26 protein-coding genes are annotated in these 26,470 nt (G+C 68.4%); 12 read left to right on the forward strand and 14 right to left on the reverse strand.

Annotated elements, in window-relative coordinates; all coding sequences use genetic code 11:
- Nucleotides 1-35 precede the first annotated feature (35 nt).
- Entirely contained in the window at nucleotides 36-1,628 is a 1,593-nt protein-coding gene (locus EPN29_09095) for a DUF3048 domain-containing protein (GenBank protein TAN32319.1), read from the forward strand.
- A gap of 231 nt (nucleotides 1,629-1,859) precedes the next feature.
- Here the strand turns inward: EPN29_09095 and trxB are convergent, their stop codons facing one another.
- From trxB to EPN29_09110, 3 genes are read right to left on the reverse strand one after another with little or no spacing between them, the layout of a single operon-like run.
- Nucleotides 1,860-2,792, reverse strand: a complete 933-nt coding sequence (gene trxB / locus EPN29_09100; GenBank protein TAN32320.1) for a thioredoxin-disulfide reductase — start codon at nucleotides 2,790-2,792, stop codon at nucleotides 1,860-1,862.
- A 46-nt stretch (nucleotides 2,793-2,838) separates the two neighbouring features.
- Nucleotides 2,839-3,126 carry a 4Fe-4S dicluster domain-containing protein gene (locus EPN29_09105; GenBank protein TAN32321.1) on the reverse strand — a complete coding sequence of 96 codons (288 nt, stop codon included), beginning with the start codon at nucleotides 3,124-3,126 and terminating at the stop codon, nucleotides 2,839-2,841.
- A 2-nt stretch (nucleotides 3,127-3,128) separates the two neighbouring features.
- Nucleotides 3,129-4,496 (reverse strand): M20/M25/M40 family metallo-hydrolase, encoded by a 1,368-nt coding sequence (locus tag EPN29_09110; GenBank protein ID TAN32322.1) that lies wholly within the window; start codon nucleotides 4,494-4,496, stop codon nucleotides 3,129-3,131.
- Nucleotides 4,497-4,518: 22 nt separating this feature from the next.
- Here EPN29_09110 and EPN29_09115 point away from each other — a divergent pair, with 22 nt between their 5' ends.
- Genes EPN29_09115 through dxs form a run of 4 tightly spaced genes read left to right on the forward strand, consistent with a single transcriptional unit; the run spans nucleotide 4,519 to nucleotide 11,734 of the window.
- Entirely contained in the window at nucleotides 4,519-6,198 is a 1,680-nt protein-coding gene (locus tag EPN29_09115; protein TAN32323.1) for a thioredoxin domain-containing protein, read from the forward strand.
- 33 nt (nucleotides 6,199-6,231) lie between these two features.
- Nucleotides 6,232-8,325, forward strand: a complete 2,094-nt coding sequence (locus EPN29_09120) for a 4Fe-4S dicluster domain-containing protein (GenBank protein ID TAN32324.1) — start codon at nucleotides 6,232-6,234, stop codon at nucleotides 8,323-8,325.
- Between the two features lie 12 nt (nucleotides 8,326-8,337).
- Nucleotides 8,338-9,843, forward strand: a complete 1,506-nt coding sequence (locus tag EPN29_09125) for a leucyl aminopeptidase (GenBank protein ID TAN32325.1) — start codon at nucleotides 8,338-8,340, stop codon at nucleotides 9,841-9,843.
- Nucleotides 9,844-9,853: 10 nt separating this feature from the next.
- Entirely contained in the window at nucleotides 9,854-11,734 is a 1,881-nt protein-coding gene (dxs, locus tag EPN29_09130; protein ID TAN32326.1) for a 1-deoxy-D-xylulose-5-phosphate synthase, read from the forward strand.
- Nucleotides 11,735-11,951: 217 nt separating this feature from the next.
- Here the strand turns inward: dxs and EPN29_09135 are convergent, their stop codons facing one another.
- On the reverse strand, nucleotides 11,952-12,356 hold the full coding sequence (locus EPN29_09135) for a DUF2203 family protein (GenBank protein ID TAN32327.1): 405 nt from the start codon (nucleotides 12,354-12,356) through the stop codon (nucleotides 11,952-11,954).
- Between the two features lie 60 nt (nucleotides 12,357-12,416).
- Between EPN29_09135 and EPN29_09140 the strand changes: the two genes are divergently transcribed.
- On the forward strand, nucleotides 12,417-12,827 hold the full coding sequence (locus EPN29_09140) for a TIGR03668 family PPOX class F420-dependent oxidoreductase (protein TAN32328.1): 411 nt from the start codon (nucleotides 12,417-12,419) through the stop codon (nucleotides 12,825-12,827).
- 2 nt (nucleotides 12,828-12,829) lie between these two features.
- Here EPN29_09140 and EPN29_09145 read toward each other — a convergent pair whose 3' ends face one another.
- From EPN29_09145 to EPN29_09155, 3 genes are all read right to left on the reverse strand, one after another.
- A complete protein-coding gene (locus EPN29_09145) occupies nucleotides 12,830-14,089 on the reverse strand; it encodes a hypothetical protein (GenBank protein ID TAN32329.1) in 1,260 nt (419 codons plus the stop codon).
- Between the two features lie 133 nt (nucleotides 14,090-14,222).
- On the reverse strand, nucleotides 14,223-14,960 hold the full coding sequence (locus tag EPN29_09150) for a Crp/Fnr family transcriptional regulator (GenBank protein ID TAN32330.1): 738 nt from the start codon (nucleotides 14,958-14,960) through the stop codon (nucleotides 14,223-14,225).
- 98 nt (nucleotides 14,961-15,058) lie between these two features.
- Nucleotides 15,059-15,655: a hypothetical protein gene (locus EPN29_09155; protein ID TAN32331.1), complete on the reverse strand. Its 597-nt coding sequence runs from the start codon at nucleotides 15,653-15,655 to the stop codon at nucleotides 15,059-15,061.
- 144 nt (nucleotides 15,656-15,799) lie between these two features.
- On the opposite strand from EPN29_09155, the gene EPN29_09160 reads away from it, so the two are divergent.
- From EPN29_09160 to EPN29_09175, 4 genes are read left to right on the forward strand one after another with little or no spacing between them, the layout of a single operon-like run.
- Nucleotides 15,800-16,585: a TetR/AcrR family transcriptional regulator gene (locus tag EPN29_09160; protein TAN32332.1), complete on the forward strand. Its 786-nt coding sequence runs from the start codon at nucleotides 15,800-15,802 to the stop codon at nucleotides 16,583-16,585.
- The gene (locus EPN29_09165) at nucleotides 16,578-17,294 is read left to right on the forward strand and encodes an ABC transporter ATP-binding protein (GenBank protein TAN32333.1); all 717 of its coding nucleotides are present in this window, start codon (nucleotides 16,578-16,580) and stop codon (nucleotides 17,292-17,294) included. The genes EPN29_09160 and EPN29_09165 overlap by 8 nt, the downstream gene beginning before the upstream one ends.
- Nucleotides 17,291-18,391: an ABC transporter permease gene (locus EPN29_09170; protein ID TAN32334.1), complete on the forward strand. Its 1,101-nt coding sequence runs from the start codon at nucleotides 17,291-17,293 to the stop codon at nucleotides 18,389-18,391. The genes EPN29_09165 and EPN29_09170 overlap by 4 nt, the downstream gene beginning before the upstream one ends.
- An 18-nt stretch (nucleotides 18,392-18,409) precedes the next feature.
- Complete coding sequence (locus tag EPN29_09175) at nucleotides 18,410-18,712, forward strand: hypothetical protein (protein ID TAN32335.1); 303 nt, start codon at nucleotides 18,410-18,412, stop codon at nucleotides 18,710-18,712.
- A 7-nt stretch (nucleotides 18,713-18,719) separates the two neighbouring features.
- Here EPN29_09175 and EPN29_09180 read toward each other — a convergent pair whose 3' ends face one another.
- The 6 genes from EPN29_09180 to EPN29_09205 form a co-directional block, all read right to left on the reverse strand.
- A complete protein-coding gene (locus EPN29_09180) occupies nucleotides 18,720-19,970 on the reverse strand; it encodes a cysteine--tRNA ligase (protein TAN32336.1) in 1,251 nt (416 codons plus the stop codon).
- Nucleotides 19,971-19,996: 26 nt separating this feature from the next.
- A complete protein-coding gene (locus EPN29_09185; GenBank protein TAN32337.1) occupies nucleotides 19,997-21,226 on the reverse strand; it encodes a methionine adenosyltransferase in 1,230 nt (409 codons plus the stop codon).
- A 57-nt stretch (nucleotides 21,227-21,283) separates the two neighbouring features.
- Nucleotides 21,284-21,547, reverse strand: coding sequence for a hypothetical protein (locus EPN29_09190; protein TAN32338.1), 264 nt, complete (start codon nucleotides 21,545-21,547; stop codon nucleotides 21,284-21,286).
- Between the two features lie 51 nt (nucleotides 21,548-21,598).
- A complete protein-coding gene (locus EPN29_09195) occupies nucleotides 21,599-22,255 on the reverse strand; it encodes a Rieske (2Fe-2S) protein (GenBank protein TAN32339.1) in 657 nt (218 codons plus the stop codon).
- Nucleotides 22,248-22,793 carry a sigma-70 family RNA polymerase sigma factor gene (locus EPN29_09200; GenBank protein TAN32340.1) on the reverse strand — a complete coding sequence of 182 codons (546 nt, stop codon included), beginning with the start codon at nucleotides 22,791-22,793 and terminating at the stop codon, nucleotides 22,248-22,250. The genes EPN29_09195 and EPN29_09200 overlap by 8 nt, the downstream gene beginning before the upstream one ends.
- Nucleotides 22,794-22,897: 104 nt before the next feature.
- Entirely contained in the window at nucleotides 22,898-23,818 is a 921-nt protein-coding gene (locus EPN29_09205; GenBank protein TAN32341.1) for a DUF4349 domain-containing protein, read from the reverse strand.
- 18 nt (nucleotides 23,819-23,836) lie between these two features.
- Between EPN29_09205 and EPN29_09210 the strand changes: the two genes are divergently transcribed.
- On the forward strand, nucleotides 23,837-25,465 hold the full coding sequence (locus EPN29_09210) for an ABC-F family ATP-binding cassette domain-containing protein (GenBank protein ID TAN32342.1): 1,629 nt from the start codon (nucleotides 23,837-23,839) through the stop codon (nucleotides 25,463-25,465).
- A gap of 68 nt (nucleotides 25,466-25,533) precedes the next feature.
- Nucleotides 25,534-25,779 (forward strand): biotin/lipoyl-binding protein, encoded by a 246-nt coding sequence (locus tag EPN29_09215; protein ID TAN32343.1) that lies wholly within the window; start codon nucleotides 25,534-25,536, stop codon nucleotides 25,777-25,779.
- Nucleotides 25,780-25,792: 13 nt separating this feature from the next.
- Here the strand turns inward: EPN29_09215 and EPN29_09220 are convergent, their stop codons facing one another.
- A complete protein-coding gene (locus EPN29_09220; GenBank protein ID TAN32344.1) occupies nucleotides 25,793-26,422 on the reverse strand; it encodes a DedA family protein in 630 nt (209 codons plus the stop codon).
- Nucleotides 26,423-26,470: the final 48 nt, after the last annotated feature.

A 26,470-nucleotide genomic window follows, 5' to 3' on the forward strand; every position in this document is an offset into this window, starting at 1 on the left:
CGGGAGCGCACTTCTGGGATAATCCCGGCGGCCCGTTGTCGCCCTCCACGTCGCCACCACCGGTCGAGCCCACGTCTCCCCTGGCCGTATCACGCCGTCGAGCCAGGCATCGTGGTCGGATAGGGCACCGCGGTTGGATCGCGGCCGGCGCGGCCTTCGCCCTCCTGTTCACGGGCACGGGCGCATACCTCGCCTACACGAACACGTTGCCGACCACGGTCACGACCAACTTCAAGAACGGGCAGAAGGACCTTCCGATCCACGGCCCGCTGCTGTTCACGTTCAGCCGCCCGGTCGCGCTGCCCGTCCTGGAGGCGGCGCTTTCGATCACGCCGGCGACAGACGGCACCCTCACGGCGGTCTCCGGCCAGACGCAGTACTCGTGGTCTCCGACCAAGCCGCTCGCCGAGCTGACCACCTACAGGGTCGACCTGAAGGCGATGGTCGACGTCGGCCACCATCGGGTGAAGGCGGCCGAGTGGACCTTCTCCACGAACATCGTGCCCCGCCTCACCTCCGTGAGCGTGAACGGCGGGCCCCCGCTCGCGGACGGTTCGGAGATCGACCCCGGGTCGACCTTGACGCTCACCTTCAACGATGCGATGGAGCCGGTGACGATCAGGGTGACGGTCGACAACCAGCAGGCGGAGCTGACGTGGGCCGCCGGCGACCGGAGCGCGACCCTGTCGCTGGCAGGCATGCCGTCGGGCCCCCTGGTGGTCCAGATGGGACCGGGCGGCCGGGACCAGACCCGTCACCTGGTAACCGGGACGTTCACCCTGAAGACGGGTCTCTACTACCACGATCGCGAGCCCACGACGCCATTGAAATACCCCGCCCTCATCCAGATCCCCAACGACGAGTTCGCGTGGGATCAGAACGGGCTGCAGGCGGCCGACGTCGTGTTCGAGTACCTGGCCGAGGGCGGCATCACCCGCCTCACCGCGATCTTCGAGAACGCCCCGGATCTGATCGGCCCGATGCGCTCGAGCCGCTTCATCTCGCTGAAGATCGCCCGTCACTACAAAGGCCTGCTGTTCCAATCAGGGGAGTCGCAGGCGACCCGCGCTCGGGCGCAAGCCGACCCGGTGCCGCAGTTCTTCGACACCGTCGGGTACCAGTTCCGCACGTCGGCGCGCTACGCCCCCGACAACCTGATGATCAAAGGACCGGCCGTCAATGGCGCCGAGCAGAACTATTTCTCCGGCCTCCCGGCCTACACCCTCCCCAAGGCCCGCCCCGTCCTCAGCGGCGGCGCCCCCGCCGCCACGATCAACGTCGACGAGCACTACTCGGTGTACCGGTACGACCCGCTCACGGGCACCTATCAAAAGTCCGAGCTGAGCCACCCTTACGCGGACGCCAGCCTGAGGCAGCCCCTGCGCATCGAGATGCTGATCGTCCTGCACACTCAGGAGCAGCTATTGGACGTGGGCGACGGTCACGGGGCTCACATCCACGACTTCAACCTCGACACGGGCGGCCGCGTCGAGATCGACTACAAGGGGATGCGGTACGCGGGATCGTGGAGCTCGATCGACAGCCACGGACCGCTGACCTTCACCCTCGCCGGCGGCCAGCCGGTCAGCCTCCCGCCCGGCCTCGTCTGGATCGACGTCACCGGCTAGTGCACTGTCCCGGAAATGCGTTGTGGGATCGCCACCAGAGTGGTCCAGATGCTAGGCGTCGGCGAGCACCGGAGCGAGTGCACCTGCCGTGCGTGAGCGAGGAGCGGAGCCGACAACGACGCAGATGGGCCGCTGTGGGGGATGAGTTTCGGCGCAGCCGAAATTGCACCGCCCCGCAGGGGCGCTGCAACCCGCAAGGTGTTTCTGGGTCGGTGCACTAAACGGCTGCGGTCAGGTCCGCGCGCCGTCCTTCAGCGCGGTCACGTACATGGATGCGGCGACCGCGGCCGTGGTGCCGTCACCGACGGCGGTCGCGATCTGCTTGGTCAGCTGCGCGCGCACATCGCCGACCGCCCAGATGCCCTCGACGGAGGTCTGCATGTCGCGACCGGTCAGGATGTAGCCCGCCTCGTCGTGATCGACGTGCACCTTGAGCAGCCCCGAGTTGGGCACGAAGCCGATGAAGACGAACACCCCGCCGACCGGCAGCTCCTTGCAATGCCCGTGCTGCTCGTAGTGAACGGTGCGCACCTTGTCGTCGCCGGCGATCTCCTTGACGGCGGCGTCGAAGATGAACTCGATCTTCGGGTTGGCGCGGGCGCGCTCGACCAGGATCGGCTGCGCGCGCAGCTCGCTGCGCCGGTGGAGGATGTGGACCTTCGACGCGTACCGGGTGAGGAAGTCCCCCTCCTCGACGGCGGCGTCGCCGCCACCCACCACGGCCAGCTCCTGGCCCTTGAAGAACGCCCCGTCGCAGACCGCGCAGTAGCTGACGCCCCGGCCCCAGAACTCCTTCTCGCCAGGCACCTTCAGGTACCGCGGCAATCCGCCCGCGGCCAGGATGAGGGCTCGGGTGCGAAGCTCCGCGCCGGACTCCAGCCGGATCACCTTCGTCGATCCCTCGACGTCGACCTCTTTGACCGGCTCGAAATCGCGGACCTCGACGTCGAACCTGCGGGCGTGGTCGCCCATCTTGGTGGCGAGCTCTGAGCCGAGGATGGATTCAAAGCCCGGGTAGTCCTCAATCAGCTCGGTGTTCAATAGCTGACCGCCTAGCGGCCCGCGGTCGACCAGCACCGTCTTCAGGTTCATCCGAGCCGTGTAGAGCGCGGCCGCCAGCCCGGCCGGGCCGCCTCCCACGATGACGACGTCGTAGTCAATCACTGCATCACCTTGAATAGCGCTAGGAGCAGGACGTATTCCGAGAACCCTAGCCGTGCTTGAACTGGGCGCCGTAGCCGCCCCGCGGGGAGCGGCAGGCGATGTTGTCAAACGGGCAACCGATCGAGCAGGCGCCGCATTCGATGCAGTTGCCAAAGCTCACCAGCGTCTTCTGCTGCTCCTGGTTCCACTCGTAGACGCCGGCCGGGCAGAAGTGGGTGCAGTACTTGCCTTCGCATTTCGTGCCGCAGACCTGCTGGTCGATGATCTCGATGTGGGGACGGCCGGTGTCCTCGTTGTACTTGACGGTGAAGAGCTTGTCGGTGAGCTTCTGCATGTCTAAGCGGCGCCGAATCTGTCCCAGACGCGGCACATCAACCGCACCGTGTTGATGTAGTCGGCGGCGTGAATGTTCTCGTTGGGGGCATGGATCCGGTTGTCAGGCCGGCCGACGCCGACCGGCAGCACGGTCGGGATGCCGAGGTCCGACACCACCGGGTGCATCGGCCCGGTCGCGGGCATGAACGGCCACAGGATCGGCTCGCCGTACAGCTCTCGAACGGATTCGATGACACTTCGCGCGACGGCCGAGCCCGGGTCGGAGCGCGCGGGCTTCTCGGCGTCGAACCAGACGATCTCGACCTGCTCGAAACCATGCGAATCGAGGTGCTGGCGAAGCTGCGTGACGACATCGGCCGGGTCCTGGTCGGGTATCAGCCGGAAGTCGAGCTTGGCCGTGGCTTCGGCCGGGAGCACGGTCTTGGAGCCGGGGCCCTGGTAACCGGTGGTCACGCCGGCGATGTTGCACGTCGGCGTGAACAGCATCTGCTCGATCACCTCGCTGGAGCCGGGATCGCGGACCAGGCGTTTGAAGCCGACCAGCTGCTTCCGCCTGTCCACCTCCGGATCGATCGTCGCCATCATCCTGCGGTCGGCCTCGGTCGGCTTGACGACCTTGTCGTAGAAGCCGTCGAGCCGGACGTTCATGTCCTGGTCGCGCAGACTGGCGAGCGCACCGATCAGGTACATCGCCGCCGACGGATAGATGGACGCGAAGCCGGAGTGCTGGTCGAAGTCGAGCATCCTGACGCGCAGCTGCACGTACAGGAGGCCGCGGCAGCCGAACTGGAGCGTCGGTCTGCCCGCGTCGTCGAAGGAAGTGCCCGACTCCCAGAGGCAGCCGTCCGCGCCGAGCTTGGCCGAATGCTCGTGGGCGATCTTCTCGAACGTCTTGGATCCAATCTCCTCTTCGCCTTCGACCAGAAAGCGCAGCGTGACCGGAACGCCGCCCAGTCCCTTGAGGGTCTCGAGCGCGTGGATGCGCGCCATCACGTCGGCTTTGTCGTCGGCGACTCCACGCGCGACGATGCGGCCGTCCTTCTCGACCGGCTCGAACGGCGGCGAGTCCCACAGGTCGATCGGGTCCACCGGCTGGACGTCGTAATGCTGGTACAGGAGCAGCCTCCGTCTGCCCGCGCCGGGCACCTCCGCGTACAGAGCCGGCATCCCGCCCGCTTCCAGCGTCTCCACGCGATCCGTGAAACGAGCCAGGCGCTCCGCCAGCCAATCGCGAGCCGGCCTGACCGCGTCCTGACCGTGGTTGGAGATGCTTGGAAAGGCGCAGAGCTCCTTCAACTCCTCGACGAAGCGCCGCGAGTTCTTTTCGATGTACGCGTCGACCGCGCTGGTCGAGATCACAGCCCTCATTGTTTCACCCTAACCTTGTCGTATGGGCGAACCCGCCAGCGAGTTCCACTTCTCACCGCGCCCCAACCGCGCCGCCGAGATCAACTGGCACCCGTGGTCGGAGGCCGCCTTTGACGAGGCGAAGCAGAGCGGGCGCCCGATCCTGCTCTCCATCTCCGCGGTGTGGTGCCACTGGTGTCACGTCATGGACGAGACCACCTACTCGCATCCGGGGATCATCGACCTGATCAACCGCGAATACCTGCCCATCCGTGTCGACAACGACGTCCGCCCCGACATCAACCAGCGCTACAACATGGGCGGCTGGCCGTCGACGGCTTTTCTGACCGCGTCGGGCGACATCCTCACGGGCGCGACCTACCTCCCGCCGGACCAGATGGCGGACGCCCTGACGCGGGTCGCGGGCTATTACCGGACCAGCCAGGCCGAGATCGCCAGCCGCGTCCTCGAAGCGCGCAAGCGCGCCGGCTCCGCGATGGCCCGCAGCGCGGGGGAGCTCGACGACGGCATCGTCGATTCGATCCTGGGTGCGGTGACCAGCGCGTACGACCCGGAGTACGGCGGTTTCGGCAACGCACCCAAGTTTCCGCAGACCGACGCCATCCTGCTCCTGCTGGAGCAGGCGCTGCTGCGCTCCAGGCCCGAGCTGCGCCAGATGGCCGTCCACACGCTGGAGCAGATGGCCGGCGGTGGCACGTACGACCACGTCGAAGGTGGCTTCTTTCGCTACTCGACGACACAGGACTGGAGCGTGCCCCATTTCGAGAAGATGCTCGAGGATCACGCCGGTCTTGTCGGCGGGGTCGCGCTCGGCGGCATGGACGCCGTGCTCGACACCACGACGGGCTACCTGGATCGGGTCCTCCGGGACGAGAAGACAGGACTGTACGGCGGCAGCCAGGACGCGGACGAGCACTACTACTCCATGAACGCGGAGGAGCGCGCGCAGCGGCCGGGGCCGTTCATCGACCGGCGCGTCTACGCGTCCTGGAACGCCGCCCTCGGCATCGCCTACCTCGACGCCGCATTGCGACGCCAACGCCCTGCGTTGCGCGAGCACGCGACCAGGCTGCTCGAGCGGCTGTTCCGCGACGCCCATCGCGAGGGCGAGGGCATGGCGCACGCCGAGGGGATCGGCGGCCAGCTGGGCGACCAGGTCTGGGCGCTCTGGGCCGCCATCCGCGCCTATCAATCCGGTCTCGGCGACCGCTGGCTGCCGGCTGCGCTGGAACTGGCCGCGCATCTCGAAGAGCGATACGGCGACGCCGAGCTCGGGGGGTATTTCGACCACGCGGGCGGCGACCAGCTCGGCCGCCTCGGCGAGCGGATCAAGCCGCTGGCCGAGAACTCGGTGGCGGCGATGGCGCTGGTCGAGCTGGACGTTTTGAGCGGCGACCCCGCGGCGCCCTACGCGGCGCGTGCCCGCCGCGCGCTCGAGTCGGTCGCGGCGCTCCCCCGGCAGTACGGGCTCATGGCAGCGGCCTTTGCTCGGGCGCTCGACCGCACGCGGCATGCGGTCAAGGTGACGACGCGCAACGAGGAGCTGGCCCGGGCCGCGGTCCTCGCCCATCCGTACACCGTGATCGACCCCCATGGAGACGAGCGCGCCGTGGTGTGCGTGGGCACCATATGCTTGGCGCCGGTGTCCACCCCGGCCGCGGTTGTCGCCGCATTGCAAGAGGCCAGGGCGCACCTTGCCTAGGGCGCGTGCCTGACGGCCAGCGGCGAGGCGCGTTTGACTGAAAGCCGGCGCCACTTCGCGCGCCGCGTCAACCAAGCCCTCAACGACCCCGAACTGCAGCGAGCCCTCGTCCACGCGACGACCGGGCTGCGCGCCCGGCGCGACAAGGCCTTCGAAAGCTTCGACTTCGCCCAGGGCCGCGCCGACCTCAAACAACGACGCGCCGCCAACCTCGATCGCCTGCCTGAGCTGGTGGCGCAGTTCAAGGAGCGCCTCGAAGCCGTCGGCGGCAAGGTCCACTTCGCCAAGGACGCCGCCGAGGCCCGCGACATCATCGCCCAGATCTGTGGGCACGCCGCCAGCCGGACGGGACAGCCGGGCGGGCGCTCGCGGATGGTCGTGACCAAGGTGAAATCGATGGCCAGCGAAGAGATCGAGCTCAATCCGCACCTGGAAGCGCTCGGCATGGAGGTCGTCGAGACCGACCTCGGGGAGAGGATGGTGCAGCTGACGCACACGCGCCCCTCACATCTCATCGCGCCCGCCATTCACCTCACCAAAGAGGACGCGGCCTCGGTCTTCGGCACCGAGCCCACGGTCGAAGCCATCCAGCACCATGCGCGCGAGTCGCTGCGCCAGAAGTTCATCGAGGCCACGGTCGGCATCAGCGGCGCGAACATGGCGATCGCGGAGACGGGCACGATCGTGCTCGTCACCAACGAGGGCAACGCCGACCTCACGACCACGCTGCCGCCGGTGCACATCGCGCTCTTCGGGATCGACAAGGTGGTCGCGAGCCTGGACGACGCGGTGGCGATGCTGCGCATGCTGCCTCGCAGCGGAACCGGCCAGCTGATGACCAGCTATGTCAACTGGATCACCGGGCCGTCGCGGTCAGCCGACATCGAGCAGTCATTGACGATCGGCGTCCACGGACCACGTGAGATGCACTGCGTGATCCTCGACAACGGCCGCGAGAAGATGCGCGACGATCCGGTGTTCCGCGATGCTTTGACCTGCATTCGCTGTGGCGCGTGCTCCAATGCGTGCCCGCCGTTCATGGCCGTCAGCGGTCATCAGTTCGGGCACATCTACAACGGTCCGATCGGGCTCGTGCTCAGTCCGTTCCACCACGGACTCGACACCGCCGACCTTCCGAACACCCTCTGCACCCAATGCAACGCGTGTCAGGAAATCTGCCCTGTCGACATCCCCCTGCCTCGACAGATCCTCGAGCACCGGCGTGTGGGCCGGAAGTCGCTGCGCAAGCAGGCGCTGCTCGGCGTCTGGACGCGACCCGAGCTGGCCGACCGGCTGCTGCGCGCCGGCGCTCCCTTCAGCCGGCTCATACCGGGCACGCCACGGCTCGCGCGGGTGCCTTACCGCGACCGCGTGACCCCCAGCGACGTCGACGGCGAACCACTGACCATCTTCGCCTCCTGCATGGTCGACCGGATGATGCCCGAGGCGGCCGTCGCCCTCGATCGTATCGCGAGTGCGGCAGGCTTCAACGTTGGCTTTCCCAAGGACCAGTGGTGCTGCGGCCTCATCGCCGCCAACGCCGGCGACTTCAAGGGCGGAGCCGCGCTGAACTCAGCCCTGGCTCGGAGTCTTGGAGATTCCAAGGGCCTGGTCGTGACACCGTCCGCCTCCTGCTTCGGCGCCTTCACCATCGACGCCCCCGACTGGGGCGCAGTGGTCCCCGACGACCTGCGCTCACGTTTCCGCGACTCGACTCGGTTCGCGCTTGAGCTGCTGACCCGGGATCCGGGCCTTGTGCAGTCGGATCAGATGAGCCTGAAGGTCGCCTACCACGACTCCTGCCAGACCCTGCGACAGCTCGGCATGAAGAGCGAGCCGCGCCGCCTGCTCGAGCTCGCGGGGTACGAGGTCGTCGACCTCCCGGACATCGCGAACTGCTGCGGTTTCGGCGGGACGTTCAGCCTCGAATGGCCCGGCGTCGCCAGCCGCCTGGCACGCTGGAAGCTCGACGCCATCGCCAAGACCGGATGCACGGTCGTGGCTTCCGACAACCCGGGCTGCCTGATGCACATCGCCACCGCCGCGCGCCGGCGCGGGATGGAGCTGCGCGTGGCCCACGTGCTGGAGCTGGTGGCCGAGCACCTGACTGATCGCAGCAGCCGCTAGGCTTATGCCTTCGTGAGGATCAGCCTGGTCGCCACGCCCGCCGCGGAGATTGCGGTCGACGGCCTGGCCGTAGCCGTTGCCACCGGGCAGCGCCTTTCGGCGGCCGCCCTCGAGCTCGACCGCGCGATGGGCGGGGTGCTGTCCGAGATGCTGGCGAGCGCCGAGTTCAAGGGCCGCATCCACGAGGTCCTGCCGGTACCCACCCACGGGCGGATCGCGGCGCGCCGTGTGATCCTGTACGGCGTCGGCGCCGCCCACGACCTCGACGGGCAACGCCTTCGCTCGGCCCATCACGAACTGGTCCGCGCCGCGCGCACGTACGGCTACAGGCAGCTGGCGCTTGTGCGTTCCGAGCCTCTGCTGATGGACAGCCTGAAGGCCACGGTCGAAGGCTGTGTGATGGGCACCTTCGAGCGGCGCTCGCGCATGACCGGCGCGCAGCCCGAGCGGCGCGAGATCGAACAGCTGGTGCTGACCGGCTTCGGTCAGGGTCGTGAGCACGAGGTGGTGGCGGCGCAAGAGAACGGCGAGGCGACCAACCGCGCCCGCGAGTGGCAGAACGCCCCGCCCAACGAGCTGACCCCGGAGGCCCTGGCCCAGGAGGCGATGCGGATCGCCCAGCGCCACGGGCTCGAGGTCGAGGTGCTCGGCCCGGAGGAGCTGCGCACCGGTGGCTACAACCTCCTGCTCGGAGTCGCGTCAGGCTCGGCCAAGCCACCGCGCTTGATCCGGCTGCGCCACCGCGGCAACCAGCTGCACGTCCTCCCCGCCCAGGCGGGGAACGCCGTGCTCGCGCTCGTCGGCAAGGGCATCACCTTCGACACAGGCGGCATCTCGCTCAAGAACCCGGAGCACATGAGCCAGATGAAGGCAGACATGGCGGGCGCGGCCGCGGTGCTCGCGGCGATCGACGTGATCGCCTCGCGAAAACTGCCGCTCGACGTCATGGCGGTCGTCGCCGCGAGTGAGAACATGCCCGGGCCGGCCGCACAGAGGCCCGGTGACGTGCTGGTGAGCGCGGACGGAAAGACCGTGGAAATCCTCAACACCGATGCCGAGGGCCGCCTGGTCCTCGCGGACGCCCTGACGCACGCGTTGCGCAACGGCGCGACCCACATCCTCGACCTGGCCACGCTGACCGGCGCCGCCACCGTCGCCATCGGCCACGGCGCCACCGCGGCGGTCAGCAACGACGACGTCTTCTGGAACCTGGTCGACCGGGCCTCGCATGAGGCCGGGGATCGCGTCTGGCGGCTGCCTGTCTACCCCGACTACCGGATCCTGCTTCGCAGCCAGATCGCCGACCTCCGCAACTCCGAGTACGGCGAGGCCGGGACCATACTGGGAGGCATGTTCATCGGTGAGTTCGCCGGCGGCAAGCCGTGGACGCATCTCGACATCGCGGCGTCGAGCTGGAACACGAACACCGAGCTGACGACGGTGCTTCGCGGCCCGAGCGGGGCCGGCACGCGGCTGTGCATCGAGCTCGCGGAACTCATGGCGGGCGCTGAGCGTTAATCACAGACAGATGGGCATCCTCGAGACCATCGGTTCGCCCGCAGACCTCCGAGCCCTCGATCAAGCGCGTCTGGCGGAGCTGGCTGATGAGGTGCGCGCCTTCCTGGTCGAGCAGACTTCGAAGACGGGCGGCCATCTGTCACCGAACCTGGGCGTGGTGGAGCTGACGTTTGCGCTGCACCGGGTGTTCGACAGCCCCAAGGACGCGATCGTGTGGGACACCGGCCACCAGGCGTACGTCCACAAGATCGTCACCGGGCGGGCGAAGGACTTCGAGCGGCTCCGGCAGGCAGGTGGTCTCTCCGGGTACCCGTCGCGCCGGGAATCGGAGCACGACCTGGTCGAAAACAGCCACGCCTCGACCTCCCTCAGCTACGCGCTGGGCATCGCGGAGGCGCGGCTGCGAAAGCACATTGACGGCCGGGTGGTCGCGGTCATCGGCGACGGTGCGCTCACCGGTGGCATGGCATACGAGGCGCTCAACCAGATCGCGCACCTGCAGCCGTCGAACCTGATCATCGTCATCAACGACAACGGGCGCTCATATGCGCCGACCGTCGGCGGGCTGGCCCACCACCTGTCCTCGCTGCGCATCGACCCTCGCTACGAGCGCGTCAAAGAGGAGATCTCGCGACTCTTGCGCGACCTTCCCCGGGTCGGTTCCACCGCCGACCAGGCCGCCTACCGTGTCAAGGAAGGCCTCAAACAGCTGCTCCAGCCCTCGACCATCTTCGAGACCCTCGGCATCAAGTACGCCGGATTGGTCGACGGCCACGACGAGCCGGCGCTTGAAGAGGTGCTCTCTCGCGCCAAGCGGCTGCGAGAGCCGGTGATCGTGCACGTGGTCACCGAGAAGGGGCACGGGTACGGGCCGGCGGTCGAGGACGAGATCGACAAGCTGCACGGGGTGGGCGCGTTCGACCCGCTGACCGGGCGGCCACGCCGGACCGAGCTCACCTATACCGACGTTTTCGGCGAGGCCCTGATGACCGCCGCCGCGCGGCGGCCGGAGGTGTGCGCGATCACCGCGGCGATGGGGTCATCGACAGGTCTTCTGAACTTCGCCAAAGAGTTTCCGGACCGGTTCTTCGACGTCGGCATCTGCGAGCAGCACGCGGTCACGTTCGCGGCCGGGCTCGCGATGGCGGGCATGCACCCGGTCATCTGCATCTATTCGACCTTTCTCGCCCGCGCGTTCGACCAGACGCTCATGGACGTGGCGCTCCACAAGCTGCCCGTGGTCTTCGTCATCGACCGCGCCGGCGTCACCGGCCCCGATGGTTCGTCGCATCACGGGATCTTCGACCTCTCCTATCTGCGGCTCATACCCAACTTGAAGATCGCCGCGCCGGCCGATGCCACCGAGCTGTGCGCGCTGCTCGAGACCGCGCTCAGCACCGACGGCCCGGTGGCCATCCGCTACCCCAAAGGCCCGGTGCCCTCGACCCCCGACCTGCCCGTCGAACCCCTCCCGGTCGGACGCTGGGAGGAGCTGCGCAAGGGATCGGACGCGGTCATCTTCGCGGTCGGGCGCATGGTCGAGGTGGCGGCGGAGGCGGCCGAGCGCCTGGAGATGCAGAACATCTCCTGCGGGGTGGTCAACGCACGCTGGGTGAAGCCGGTCGATCCCCGGCTCACCGAGTGGGCTCGCAGCCACCCGCTCGTGGTGACGGTGGAGGACAACGTCGGCACGGGAGGCTTCGGCGGCGCGGTGCTCGAGGCGCTGGCGCCGCACGGGCTGGCGGGCCGGGTCCGGATGCTGGCCCTACCCGACCGATTCCTCCCCCAGGGCAAGGCGCCGGACATCCTGAAGGAGAACGGTCTCGACGCCGCCGGCATCGCCAGGGCCGTCTACGAGGCGGTCCAAGGACCGGTCCGGAAAGAGCGCTAGTGCACTGTCCCGGAAATACGTTGTGGGATCGCCACCAGAGCGGTCCAGATGCTAGGCGTCGGCGAGCACCGGAGCGAGTGCACTTGCCGTGCGTGAGCGAGGAGCGGAGCCGACAACGACACAGATGGGCCGCTCTGGGGGATGAGTTTCGGCGCAGCCGAAATTGCACCGCCCCGCAGGGGCGCTGCAACCCGCAAGGTATTTCTGGGTCGGTGCACTAGAGCCGCCTCCGGCCGGCGAAGCCTTCGCCGACGCGGTGCCAGTGCTCGACCCGCTCTTCTCCTAATTTCCAGCACAGCTCCACGAGCTCACCGTCGCGATAGGAAGGAAAATCGATCAGACCCTCGAGCGGGCCCTTGAGCTGGATGCCCAGCCCGTTGAGGCTGGCGACCGCCTTCAGCAGCTCGAGCTCGGCGCCCCCCACCGCATCGCGGGCCTGCTGGTGCCGATCGCGATCCTCGGCGCTGGCGGCGGCTCGCTTCGATTCGTACTCGGCGATGCGCGCCTGGTCCTCGAGCTCAGGCAGCAGCGCTGAGAGCTCCGCGATCTGGGCCACGATCCTGCGCACGCGAGGCAGTTCCTTGTTCGCCTCTTCGACCGTATACGTGCGGAGCCTTTGCACGGGTCAACGATAGCCCCAACGCCCGTGCGCGCGTCCACGCCAGGCTCCAGACTTCGTGACATGGAGACGGTCGGGATGCGGCGCCTTTTTGAGGACGCCCCGGTGGCCAGGTTGGCGACTGTCGACCCGAATGGACGGCCGCACATCGTGCCGGTCTGCTTTGCGCTCGAAGGCGACATCCTTTACTTCGCGGTCGACGACAAGCCGAAGCGGACGGCGGACCTCAAGCGCCTGAGGAATATCGCCAGCAACCCCGCGGTGGCCCTGATCGCCGACCACTACGAGGACGACTGGGCAAAGCTGTGGTGGGCGCGGATCGACGGCACGGCTCGCGTCGTCACCGACCCCGCGGAGGCAGAGCAGGCAATCGACCTGCTCGCCAGGCGCTACCGGCAGTACCGGCAGGCCCGTCCCGCGGGCCCGGTGGTCGCCGTGTCGATCGAGAGCCTCTCCGGTTGGTCGGGGTCATAGCCTCAGATCTCGATGAGCTCCGGCTGGGCCTGCTCGACGGGGTACGTGAGCGGCTGCGCCGCCAGCATCACGGCCCCCAGCGGGTAGGGACCGAAGGACCGACCCCCGACGATCGCCGTCCAGCTCACCGCGTACCGCACGGAGGCATGCACCAGATAGCCGGCCTGGCTGTGCGCCTCGTAGAGGTGCGTGACCGACGGCGGCTGCGGGTAGGCGGCGCCGAAGCCCGATGCGCCCTGGTAGTGCGCGGCGGCCCCATCACCGAAATCCCAATCCGCGGCGACTGGCGTCGCGGTCACGGCGTAGTCGACCCCTCGATAGGACTCGCCGACCGTGATCGCGGCCGGGGCCGGCGTCAGCCAGAGCCACGAGTCGAGGCCGACCAGGCCCGGCGCGACAGGGTTGGCCGCGACCGCGCTCTTCAGCGGAGCCCAGGCCGGCATCGGCGGCGGCGGCAGCGGCGCCGCGCAGGCCACCTGTTCGGCGGTGGCGTTCCCCACCCGATCCACGGCCTGGACGTGAACGCAGGCCGTGTCCTGTGGGCCCATGCCCGTCAGCGTGAGCGTTCGCGGCGCGGCGGTCGACCCTGGCTGCAACCGGTGCGGCGCGCCGTTGAGGGTCAGCCACGACACGTAGTGATCCATCCCCGACACGAAGTAATCCTGGCCCACCCCATCGCCTCGGTCCGCGACCGGGTCCCACGTGAACGCAACCGAGCCGGCGGCGACGCCGCTCACGTAGGGCTGTGGCGCAAACGGCGGCACGGCATCGACATAGATGTCGACGACGGGGTACCCGTACTGGTCGGCCATGAACGGCGGCGGCGAGACGCCGGCGTGACCGCCCAGGCCACACTGCCCGCCAAAGGTCCAGTTGTAGTACGCGATGTACTCCTTGACGTGGCCGTGGACGGCCCAGCCGTTGTCGGCAAAGTTCCAGTGGTAGTGATGCGGGTACGTCTCGTGAAGCAGGTTGATCCAACCTGACGAGTCCCCCGGACGGCCGCGGAAGTCGCCATAGAAGAAGCCGTACCAGTCGTCGTACCCGGGGTTGCGGTGGAAGCCGTAAAACGTGTCCTGCTCCGGGTTGGTACCGACGAGCGGGTCATTGGTCTGGACGGTCGCCACCCACATGTCGGAGAACTTCGTGCACCAGCCGGGAGGATCGCCGTACTCGGGGCTGCCCCACGAGGACATCGCGACCGCATTGGCGGGATGAAGCGCGAGCCCGAACACGATGAGCAGGGCGGCAAGACGGCGCACGCGTGCCAACCTACCGGTCCCCCTCCCTGGTTGTGAATCCAGGCCGTTAAGGCGGTTCGAGGTTGGCGTCTTTCGGACTCGGAGATCGGGAAGATCCGCGATCGCCGCCCGCTGCGGCGCGTGGCCTGCAGGTTCAGGCGGAACCGCCCGCCGCCCGGCTGGCCAATCCTCCCGGACTCTCCTGAAAGGAGCTGTAACGCTGGGCCAGCTCTTCCAGTCTCGGTATGAGCAGCACGCCGCCCTGCCGGCGGACCTCACCATGGCGGGCCAGGCGGGAGAGGGCGCGGCTCACGTTCTCGCGACTCGCGCCAAGCATGTTGGCGACCTTCTCGTGGGTCAGACGAATGGGTATGCGCACACCATCTGGTGAGAGCTCGCCGTATCGGTTCCCAAGCTCGACCAGCTTGCAAGCCACGCGGCCGGCAAGGTTCTGGAAGGCGGCGTCGGAGGCGTGCATGTCACGCGTCCGGATCCACCGCGAGTAGGCGGCCAGCACGCACATCATGAGCTCGGGCCTGGTGCGGAGCAGTCCGAGGACGGCCTGCCTCGGAGCCACCAGGCACTCGGATTCCCGTTCCGCGCTGGCGTCGAACAGACGGACGCGGTCCTGCTCAAAGAAGGGCAGCTGCCCCATGGTGTCGCCACGCACGAAGACCTCGAGCACGTACCGCTCTCCACCTGAGCCGAGCGACGACACGATCACCTCACCGCTGAGCACGACGTACATCCAGTCAGCCGGGTCTCCCGCGCGCCACAGGTACCGGCCCGGGTCGTAGCGCCGCCGCGAAAGCGACGGCAGAAGCGGCGCGAAGTCTTCGGGCGAGGACCCCCGGAACATGGAGCACCCGGACAGGATCGTCGCCTCGTCCAAGCGCCCATCTTAAACTCGGGGATCGGCGTTCGAGCCGCGTGCTGAGCCCGCGCAAGCAATTGGGCGCGGGCGTCGATATGGCGCCCGCGCCGCCTTCGCTAGATCTGGACCAGCTGGATCGTGATGACGACGGGCTGCGGCAGCTCGAACGGGTTTGCCGCGCCGGGGTCGAGCGGCAGAAATGCCCCCGTCCGCTCGCCCGCCTGGACGTCCGCGACGGTGGTCAGCGGCCGGAAACCCGGGCCGGCGATGTAGCCAGGGCTGTACATGACCGCGATCGGGTGCCGCGTCGCCTGCCAGTCCTCCGCGTTGGTTCCGAGAGCGGATGCGGGCACCCCGTTGAGGACATGGTCGTGATAGACGAGCGGCAGCGGCAGGCCGGGGTGGAGGCACGGGTCGCACTGCGGGTGGTAGCCGCGCACGGCCAGCGGGCCCAGGTCCGTGAGGCCGAGCGGATTGATCGGGAAGACGACGACGTAGAGCGGCTTCGCCGCGGCCAGCCCACCCGGGTTGGGCGACAGGTTGATGTGGTGGATGTTCATGCCGAACGTGACCCCGTCGGCGTAAACCGCGACCTCGGTTGACGCGCCTGGAATCTGCCACCCACCCGCCTGAGCCATGGCACCGCCGGAAAGGCCCCCCGAGACGGCCAACACGGCCATCGCCGCCAGAGTCACGACGATCACTTTTCTCATTCGCTCTCTCCTTGGTCCGCTTGGATGCGGCTCGCCAGGAGGCTATGGGCGCCGGCGGAGGCGGGCAGTGACGAATGTCACACGCGCGTCTCACGGCGTGGCGAAACTTGACGCGACGCGACGTCTTGTCTAGTATCGTGTCAGATGGCACCCCCAGCCCGAGAGCGCATCCTCGGCCCGGCCCGCGGCCTGCTCGCCAGGGGGGGGAAGCCGACGGTGGCGGAGTTCGCGGCCGCCGCCGGCGTATCGCGGGCAAGCTTTTACCGGGCGTTCGACTCGCGCGACGCCCTGCTCGAGGCGCTCGAGGTCCCGCCCGAGCCCGGAACCCGGGAGCGCATCCTCGGGGCGGCGCTCGTCATGGTCGGCGCCCACGGTCTGACCGCCCTGTCGATGGACGACCTCGCGACGAGCGCCGACGTGTCGCGCGCCACCCTCTACCGCCTCTTCCCCGGCAAGCCCGCCCTGTTCACGAACCTCATCAGGGAGTACTCGCCGCTGGAACCGGTGAGCCGGTTGGTGACCGAACGACAGGACGAGCCGCCCGAGGTGCTGATGCCCGAGATCGCCCGCACCGTGTATCGCACCGTCTACGGCGGCGGCGAGAACCGTGTCGGCATGCTGCGCGCGCTGCTGTTCGAGGTCAGCTCGCTGACGGCGGACGCCGAGGAGTCGGTCCGCCTGGTCCTCGGCACGATCCTCGGCTCCCTCGGTACGTATGTCATGGCGCAGATGGAATCGAGGCGCCTGCGTCGCATGTCCCCGGTGCTGGCCCTGCAGTCGTTCATCGGGCCGGTCTTCTTCCACCTGCTGACCAAGCCGGTGATCGAGCGGGTGATGACGGTCGACGTCGACGGCGAGCAAGCCGTGACCCAGCTGGCCGAGGGCTGGCTGCGGGCGATGCAAGCAGAGGAGGGTGATTCGCATGAGTGATTCGTACGCCGTCGACATCAGCGGGGTGGCCAAGAGCTTCGGCGCCATCAGGGCGCTGGACGGCGTCACGCTTCGCGTCAGGCAGGGCGAGATCTACGGCCTGCTCGGCCCCAACGGCGCCGGCAAGACGACGCTGATCCGCATGATCGTCGGACTGCTCGCGCCCGACGCGGGCACCGTCACCGTCCTCGGGCGGCGCGTCCCCAACCTGGACCTGCTCCGGCACGTCGGCTACATGACCCAGCAGGCCGCCCTCTACCCCGGCCTGTCCGTGGAGGAGAACGTCCGGTTCTTCGCCGCCATCAACAGCGCAGAGTCAGGCGTCAGGGAGGCGCTCGAGACGGTCGAGCTCTATCCACGCCGAGCCTCCGTCGTCGCCACCCTCAGCGGCGGCATGAGGCAGCGATGCTCGCTGGCGTGCGCGCTCGTCCACAAGCCGCAGCTGCTGCTCCTCGACGAGCCCACCGTCGGCGTCGATCCTCAGCTTCGAGTCCAGTTCTGGGAGGACTTCCGCAAGATGGCGGCTTCGGGCACGACGATCATCGTCTCGAGTCACGTCATGGACGAAGCCGAGCGCTGTCAGCGTCTCGGACTCATCCAGTACGGCAGGCTGCTGGCCGAGGGCAGTCCTCATGACATCCGCGCTCAAGCCGGGGCTCAAAGCCTCGAAGATGCCTTCCTCGCGCTCGCCGGAGACCCACGATCATGAGCGCGCACCGCGTCGCCGCCCTCACCAAGCGGCTGCTGCAGCAGTTCCGCCGCGACCGCCGCACGCTGGCCCTCCTGTTCGTCGCGCCCATCGTCATTCTCGGTTTGCTCGGCTACCTCATCCGCGGCTCGACGTCCGCGCCGGCCGTCGGTATCGCCAACGAGGACCAGGGCCCGTTGGGCGGTGTCGTCGCGGCCTCCCTCGGCCGGTCCAGCGTCATCCGCGCCAGCACGATCCAGTCCGCGGAGGGCGAGGCCAGGCTCAAGGACGGGACTCTCGTCGCGTACATCGTCTTCCCGTCCGACTTCAGCCGGCAGGCGCAGGACGGCACGGTCGCGCCGCAGGTGCACCTCGAGGGCTCGCAGCCCTCGACCAGCGCCTCGGTGCTCCAGGCGCTGCAGCAGGCGATGACCTCGCTGGCGGCGCAGGCGCCCGGTCAGGGAGTGCACTTCCGACCTCAGGTCAACTATCTGTACGGCGGCTCCGGCCTCGACACGCTTGACTACTTCGGCGCCGCTTTCATCGGCCTGGTGGTTTTTTTTCTGGTCTTCGTCATCACCATCGTCTCCTTTCTCAACGAGCGCTCCCAGGGCACGCTGGAACGGTTGATGGCGAGCCCGCTGCGTCGGGGAGAGATCGTGCTCGGTTACATGCTCGGCTTCACGGTGCTGGCCCTGATTCAGTCAGCGGAGGTGCTGGTCTTCTCGCTCGCCGTGCTCAAGGTTCACAACCAGGGCAGCGTGCTGTTGATCTTCGGCGTCGAAGCCGTGATGGCGGTCGGCGCGGTCAACCTCGGCATCTTCTTGAGCATGTTCGCCCGATCCGAGTTCCAGGCGGTCCAATTCATCCCGCTGGTGATCGTGCCGCAGTTCCTGCTCTCCGGCATCCTCTTCCCCGTCTCGACCGAGCCGAAGCCGCTCCAGGTCATCTCCGACGTGCTGCCTCTGACCTACGCGGTGAACGGGCTGCGCGACATCATGGTCAAGGGCGCCGACCTGAGCTGGCCGTCGCTCCAGCTCGACGCGGGCGTGGTCGCCGGGTTCGTGGTGCTGCTCATCGTCGCCGGGACCGCCACGCTCCGCAGGCGAGTGGCCTGAAGCCCGTACGCTGAACGGGTGCTGCTGGTTTGTACGCGCCGCTGCGGAGGCCGGCTTTACCGCGCCCTTTTCGCCGAGGTCGAGCTCGACCCGAGCGGCGGCTACCAGGACCACAGGATCACGCAGCCCGGCTACATCTGCCTCAACTGCGGGTCACCCGCCGTCGACCTGAGCGTGGTGCCGGCCGAGATGGCGGCCGAAGCCGAGGCAGAGGCGACCCCGATCATGACAGACATCCTCTGCCCGGTCTGCGAAACGCTGGTCCAGGTCGACACGGGCATGGAGTGCCCGAACTGCGGCGCGCCGCTGGAGGTCGCCTGACCCGGCGCTAGGTCAGTGAGGCGGTCCCGGCCAGGATGCCGAGCATCCACCGCGCCGCGGCCGCATCGCGCTGCCGGACCGCCGCCCGCAGCGCCCTCACCGCGCGCGGGCTGTCGAGATCGTCGGCCAGCGCCGCCGTGAACTCTCGCACGAGCCCCTTCCCCGCCCCCGCCGGCGGCCGGAACGCTGGGCCCGCCCCCACCACCACCGCGGAACGAGGTTCGCCCGCCCCCCGAACCTCATCCGCCAAGAGCGCGCGCAGGCGCTCGACCAGCCGGGCGGCTCGCGCCAGACCCTGCCAGCTGAAATCCCAATCACGCTCGTAACGATGCGAGGCCAGATAGAGTCGCACCGCGGCCGCGGGCGCCCGCTGCAGCGCCTGGCTCACGTGCACCAGGTTGCCCAGCGACTTGCTCATCTTCCGGCCCTCGTACCGGACCATCCCAGTGTGCATCCAGGCGCGGGAGAAGGGAACCTTGCCGGTTAAGGACTCCGACTGCGCACGCTCGGACTCGTGGTGGCTGAACGCGAGGTCGCGACCTCCGCCGTGGATGTCGATCTGATCCCCCAGGTAGCGCATCGCCATGGCCGAGCACTCGATGTGCCAGCCGGGCCGTCCCGGCCCGAATTTCGATTCCCACGACGGTTCGTCCGCCCTTGAACGGCGCCACAGCGGAAAGTCGAGGGCGTCGCGTTTCGCGTTCAGGCCGACGGTGCCCAGGAGTCCCTCGTCGCGCAGCTTGCGCAGCATCGATCGCCGCGTGCGATGTGACAGCCCGCCGTAGCCGGGGTAGCGGCTGACGTCGAAGTACAGCGCGTCGGTGCAATAGGCATGCCCGGATTGTTCCAGCCGCGAAGCGGTGCCGAGGATGTGGCCGATCTCGTCCGAGACGCGCGGCATCACGTCGGGCGGGCGCCAACCGAGCGCGCCCATGTCCCGCATGTGCACCTTCACCTCGCGGTCGGCGAGGATCCGCCAATCGATGCCGTCACGGCGAGCCCGCTCGAAAAGCGGATCGTCGATGTCGGTCACGTTCTGCGCGTACCGCACGCGAACGCCCTGGGATTCGACGAAGCGCACCAGGATGTCGAACGTGCAGAACGTGAAGGCATGACCCATGTGGCCGGAGTCATAGGGCGTCACCCCACAGACATACAGGGTGAGCTCCTTGCGGCCGGCCTTGGTTTGGGGCGCGAGGCGCACCTTGCCCTCCGTCAGCGTGTCGCGTACGCGGAGGCGGAAGGGGGCCTCAGGCACGACAGCCGGAACCCAGGTCGATCGCGCTAACCGGCCGAGCGGGCCGTTACCGAGGCGTCGGCGCGCAGGGCTTCGACTTTGTTGGTCAGCTCCCAGGGCACGCCAAGGTCGTCCCGCCCGAAGTGGCCGTATGCGGCGGTCGGACGGTAGATGGGCCGGAGCAGGTCCATGTTCGCGATGATCGCACCCGGTCGCAGGTCGAAGTGACGCCGCACCAGCTGCAGCAGCTCGGTTTCGGACACCGTGCCCGTGCCGAAGGTCTCGACCGCGATGGATGTCGGGTGCGCGCGGCCGATCGCGTACGAGACCTGGACCTCGCAGCGGTCGGCGAGGCCGGCTGCGACCAGGTTCTTGGCCACGTGCCGCGCGGCGTAGGCGGCCGAGCGGTCGACCTTGCTGGGATCCTTGCCGCTGAACGCGCCACCGCCGTGCCTGGCGACTCCGCCGTACGTGTCGACGATGATCTTGCGACCGGTCAGGCCCGCATCCGCGGCGGGGCCGCCGACCAGGAAGTGGCCGCTGGGGTTGACCATGATCTTGGTGCGGGCGTCGACGAGCAGCCCGTCGAGGACGGGATCGATGACCAGCGTGCGCACGCCGTCGCTGATGTCCTGCTGGCTGACTCCCGGAGTGTGGTGCGTGGAGACCACGATGGCTTCGATGCGCTTCGGGCGGCCGTGCTGGTACTCGATCGTGACCTGAGTCTTGCCGTCCGGCAGGAGAAAGGGCAGCGATCCGTCCTTGCGCTTGTGCGCCAGCCGGTGCGCCAGCCGGTGCGCGAGGGAGATGGTCAGCGGCATGAGCTCCGCCGTCTCGTTGCAGGCAAAGCCGATCATCATCCCCTGATCGCCAGCGCCCTGGAGCTCGAACGGGTCGTCGGCGAGCGTCCCTTCGCGTTCCTCGAGCGAGTGGTCGACGCCGGCGGCGATGTCCGGGGACTGTTCCTTCAGATAGACCTGGATGAGCGCGTGGTCGGCGTCGAAGCCGATCTCCTCGTCGTTGTAGCCAATACCGCGGATCGTTTCGCGGATCGTGCGCTGAATATCGAGCTCGGCGTGCGTGGTGACCTCGCCGATGACCACGCAGAGTCCTTTGGTGATCGCGGTCTCGCATGCGACGCGTGCGTTGGGGTCCTGCCCCAGCATGCCGTCGAGCACTGAGTCGGAGACCTGGTCGCAGACCTTGTCGGGGTGGCCCTCAGTGACGGATTCGGAGGTCAGAAGGAACGATTGAGACGAGCTGAAGGAAGTTGTCACAACGGCAGCCAATCATAACCGGGCAGGGTTTTTCGACCATCAAGGGCGCCCTGGCGCTCAGGCCCCGTTGTGCTGGCGCCGATCCTCTGGAAGTTGACCGAGAAGCTGGGCCTGCAGGGCGAAGATGTCGTCGAGGACGCGGTCGATGCGCCGGCCCTCGAGACGATGGTCCGCGATCACGCCGGCTTGCTCCAGGTGCCGGCGCAACAACGTGCCGAGCGGCCCGTCGATGCGCGCTTTCCCCCGCATCTGGGCCTCTTCGAGCAGCTGCAGGCACCGGTCGAGCGCGAGCTGCCTCGTCCGGTGTTCCCTGATCTTCATCTCAGCGTCCTGCCCGGCAAGTCGGCATCTCCGTCGAACTTTCGGAGCCGGTCACTCTGCGGTGCCGAGGACTTCGACGCGCCCCGCCGCCGTGACCCGGACGCCGACCGTGTCGAGCGCGGGCAACGGGTAGGCGTAGGTGGATTGGCCGTTCGGGGTGAAAGACGCCGGATGGCAGGGGCAGTCGAGCAGCCCGGCGCCGCTATTCCATTGCAGCTCGCACGGAAGGTGCGAGCAGATCGAGGACACCGCGGTCACGGTGGCGCCGTGGCGGAAGAGGTACGCGCTCACTGCGCCCGCGCTCACCCGTTTGCCCTGGCCGTCAACGAGGTCCTCGAGCGCGGCCACGTCCACCCAGCGGGCGTTCATCGGGCTGATGGGCGCGCCTCCGGGGCGCTGCGGCGACGAGGTCCCCTCCATCGCCCGGCTGACCAGGCCGCCGGTGGCGGCGCCCACGGCCAGGCCGATACCCGCCACCAGCGCCGCGCGTCGCGTCAGCCACGCGTTGTGTGGCGCGGATCCGAGGCTCTGCGCCAGGCGCCTGCGGAAGGCCGGGCGCATGCGCTGCGGACCCTGGCGCGCCGCCGCCAGTCGGGCGGCCGCGGTGATCGCCGCCTTCTCCTCGGCGTCTCCCCCGCGCAGCTTCAACCGGCGGCCGTGCAGCAGATCGGAGACGATCTGGTCGACCCGGTTCTCAGCCTTAGTCATGCAGCCGGACCTTGGCTGCCGCGCGCAGGGCGCGCAGCTGCATGACCTTGATCGCCCCGACGGTCGAACGCATCTCGGCGGCCACTTCCTTGAGTGAATACCCGTGCAGGAAACGCAGCTCCAGCACGCGCCGGTAGTTGTCGGGAAGCTGGGCCAGGATCCGCTGCACCGCCTCGACCCCGGCGTCGGCGGCGGGCACGACCGGCGCCGCGATCACCAGATCCTCGTGCAGCTCCGCTTCTGAAAGCCCTAGACGGGTGCTCCAGAACGCGCCGAGCACCGAGCGCGCGGTGGCGAACAGATATCCCCGGATGGCGCTCGCCGGCGCCCCCTGCCGCAGCCGGGGGATCGCCTTCATGGCCACCTGCTGGGTCAGGTCTTCGGCGTCGGCACGGTTGCCGACTCGCGCGTGGATGAACGCATACACCAGCTCTAGCTCGTCGAGAGCGATGTCCGTGGCGAGCGACGCCGCCGGCAGCTGCAGCACGTCCCCTTGCCCCTCCGAGCCGGTCGCCGGCTCGTCCGGGGGGTCGCTCATCGCGGGCATTACGGGTGCAGGTTACGTGAGCGCCCCGGCGATTTCGCCCGCTTACAGCAGGCGGGCCGGGCGTGCCCGGCCCACCGGTCAAGAATGGGTGGAAATCAGGCGTGGCGCGGCAGCGGCAAGCGGCGGCGGCGCCAGAGGAGGTAGCCAAGCCCCAGCAGGATCACGATCGGGCCGAGCGCGCCCAGCCCGGCGACGACATAGTTGATCGTGCTGACGAAGTTGTGCGCGGCGTCATTCAAGGCGGTGGCGAAGCCCCAGCTGTCGGACGGCGGCGCCTGGACCGGTGCCCCGGCCTCGGTCAAGTTGACGGTGACGGTGCTGAAGGCGGTGTTGCGGTCGAGGTACTGAATCTGGCCTTTGAGCTGCTCGATCTGGCCGGTGATCTGACCGATCTGGTTCTGCACGGTGATGATGTCCGAGATGGACTGAGCCCTCGCGAGCAGCGCCAGCATGGCGTTGCGCTGCGCTTCCTCATTGGCCAGGCGGGCCTGCAGGTCGACGTACTGGGCGCTGACGTCCTGGCCGCTGATGTGCTCGTTCTGGACCTTGCCGAGCGTCGAGAGCTGGTCGATGGTCTCGTCGAACTTGGCGGCGGGGACCATGAACGTGATGACCCCGGTGCGGATCTGGTCGTTTGTCACGGGGTTGACCTGGGCGTCGGTGCCGGCGATGAAGCCCTGCTCCTGCTCGACGAGGGCGCGCACCTGGGCCAGCTTGGCATCGAAGGTGCCCGACTTCACGCTGATCGCGAGCTGCGCCTGGCGGATGACCTGGGGCCCCTGGAGCGTGGGCACGACGTCGGTGGTCGGTGGATTGGCGATGTCGGTGATCCCACCGGGCTGCCCGTTGATCTTGGTCGGCGCTCCCTTGGAGCCGCCCGCCTGGTCGGGGCCGGAATACCTGGCCGCGCCGGAGGTGGCCGTGCCGCCGGCGCCGCCGCAGGCTGCCGCCGCCACCAGCATGGCAAGGATGACGAGGACTTTTTTCATTCGACGGCCTCCTGACGAGAAATTCATACCGACACGGCGTGATGTGTGACCAAACGCCGCCGGGCCGTCCAGGTAACAATTGCGAGCGTGCTGCAGGTTAAGAACCTCGCCATCGACGTCGCCGCGCGCCGCGTCCTGACGGATGCGAGCTTCACCGTGGCGCCCGGTGACAAGGTGGGATTGGTCGGACGCAACGGCGCGGGCAAGACGAGCCTGCTCAAGGTCCTGGCCGGCGAGGACGACCCAGCATTGGGATTGGTTCTGCGGCGCGGCACGCTCGGGTACGTGCCCCAGAACCCGCGGCCGCGCGCCGACGCGGCGCCGACCGCGCTTGCCCACATCCTGTCGGGACGCGGCCTCGACCAGGCCGCCGCGAAGCTTGCCGAGCATCACCACCGCCTGGAGTCAGATCCCTCGCTCGCCAATGTCGAGCTCTTTTCCGAGGCTGAGGAACGATACCGGCTCAATGGCGGCTATTCGAGCGAATCGGACGCCCGGCGCATCGCCACCGGCCTCGGCCTGAAACCCGACCGAGTGGACATGGCGCTCAGCGTGCTGTCCGGAGGTGAGCGGCGCCGCATCGAGCTGGCTCGCGTCCTCTTTGCCGACGCCGACCTGCTGCTCCTCGACGAGCCCACCAACCACCTCGACAGCGACGCCAAGTCATGGCTCATGGACTTCCTGCGCGACAACCGCGGCGCGGTGATCGTAGTCAGCCACGACCTGATCCTCCTCGACGAGGCGATCACACGTGTCCTGCACTTGGACTCGGGCCGGATGATCGAGTACCGCGGCACCTATTCGCAGTACCAGCAGGCGCGGCAACTCGAGGAGAAGCGCCTGACATCTCTGGCGCACCGGCAGGAGGCCGAGATCAAGCGGCTGAGCCTGCTCGCCGAGGTCATGCGGCGGCAGACCGAAAAGCGAGCGCGAACCGCGAAGGCGATCTTCAAGCGCGTCGACCGCCTGAAGGCCGAAAGAGTCGTCGCGCCTCGGGGCGAGCGCAAGGTCAAGATGCGCTTCCCCGAGCCGCCACACAGCGGGCGCGTCGTCCTCACGGCCGAGAGCCTGGCCAAGAACTACGCCGGGCCGGTCGTCTTTCGCGACGTGACCTTCGAGGTCGAGCGCGGGCAGCGATTGCTGGTCATGGGCCTGAACGGCGCCGGCAAGACGAGCCTGCTGCGCATCCTGGCGGGCCAGAGCCAGCCCAACTCGGGCAGCTTCCGCCTCGGTCACGGCGTTTCTCTCGGGTACTACGCGCAGGAGCACGAGGGGATTCGCGCGGGCGTGCCGGTGCTGGCCCACATGCGCCAGCAGTCGGATGCCGAAGAGCCGCTTCTGCGCGCGCTGCTCGGCACGTTCAGCCTCACCGGCGACATCGCCCGCCAGGACGCGGGCACGCTCTCCGGCGGCGAGAAGACAAAGCTGGCGCTGGCGCAGCTGGTGGCCGGACGGCACAACCTGCTCCTGCTCGACGAGCCGACCAACAACCTCGACCCGCCTTCGCGCGCCGGCGTCGCCCGCGCGCTGGCGGCGTGGCCGGGAACCATGGTCATCGTCAGCCACGACCCGGAGTTCGTCGAGGCGCTGCGACCTGGCCGCGTGCTGTTCATGCCCGAGGGTCGCGTCGACTACTGGGAGGAGGATCTCCTCGACGTCGTCTCTATGGCCTGACCGCGAAATGACCGGCAAGCGGAGCGCGGGCCGGGTGTGCGCGGGGCCGCGTGAGCCACAATAGCCGCATGAGCGTTGAGGTGCGAGAGATCGTCATGCCCGACCTGCAGGGCGCCGAGGAGATCACGGTCGGCGCGTGGAGCAAGAAGGCAGGCGACCACGTGACCGAGGGCGAAACTCTCATGGAAGTGCACACGGACAAGGTCAACGCGGAGATCCCCTCGCCCGTGAGCGGTGTGGTCGAGGCGCTGCTGCTGGATGAGGGCGACGCGGTCAAGCCGGGCCAGCCGATCGCCAGGGTCACGCCCGAGTAGCTCTTCCGTTCCGTCAGGCCGCCGGCGGCGGCAGCGAGCCCTTCGACTCATCCTCGCCAAGCCTGCGGCCGAACCACCAGGCCACGGCCACCAGGATCACCACTCCGATCGCGATCGGAACGCCGACCGGGGCGAGGTAGCGCGCGACCTGCTCGTAGTGCTGGCCCAACTTGTAGCCCGCGAAGGCGAGGGCGAGGTTCCACGGAATCGCGCCCACCAGCGTGCCGAGGACGAACCTGGCGTAACCGATTTTCGAGAGCCCCGCGGGAAACGAGATGTAGGTGCGCACGATGGGCATCAGGCGGCCGAAAAGCACCGCCCACAACCCGAACCGGCCGAAGAAGCGATTGGCCATGCGCAGGTGGCCCTTGCTCAGGCCCATCCAGCGGCCGGCCCGGCTCAGGATCACCCGCTCGCCATATCGTCGCGAGAGGTAGAAGGCGATCAGCGAGCCGGCGAGGTTGGCGAGACTCGACACCGCCACGACCAGAACAAAGGAGAGCTTGCCCTGCGACGCCAGCGCGCCCCCCAGCGGGACCACGATCTCGCTCGAGATGGGAAGCCCGGCGCTCTCGCCCGCCATGGTGAGGAAGATGGCGAGGAGGCCATACGCCGCGACCAGATGCGTGAGGGTGCTGGTCAATTCGATTGGGCGCCGACCGGGAAGACGGGCCCGATGGGCGGGCCTTCA

Source organism: bacterium (assembly GCA_004299235.1).
Taxonomy (GTDB): Bacteria; Chloroflexota; Dormibacteria; order Dormibacterales; family Dormibacteraceae; genus SCQL01.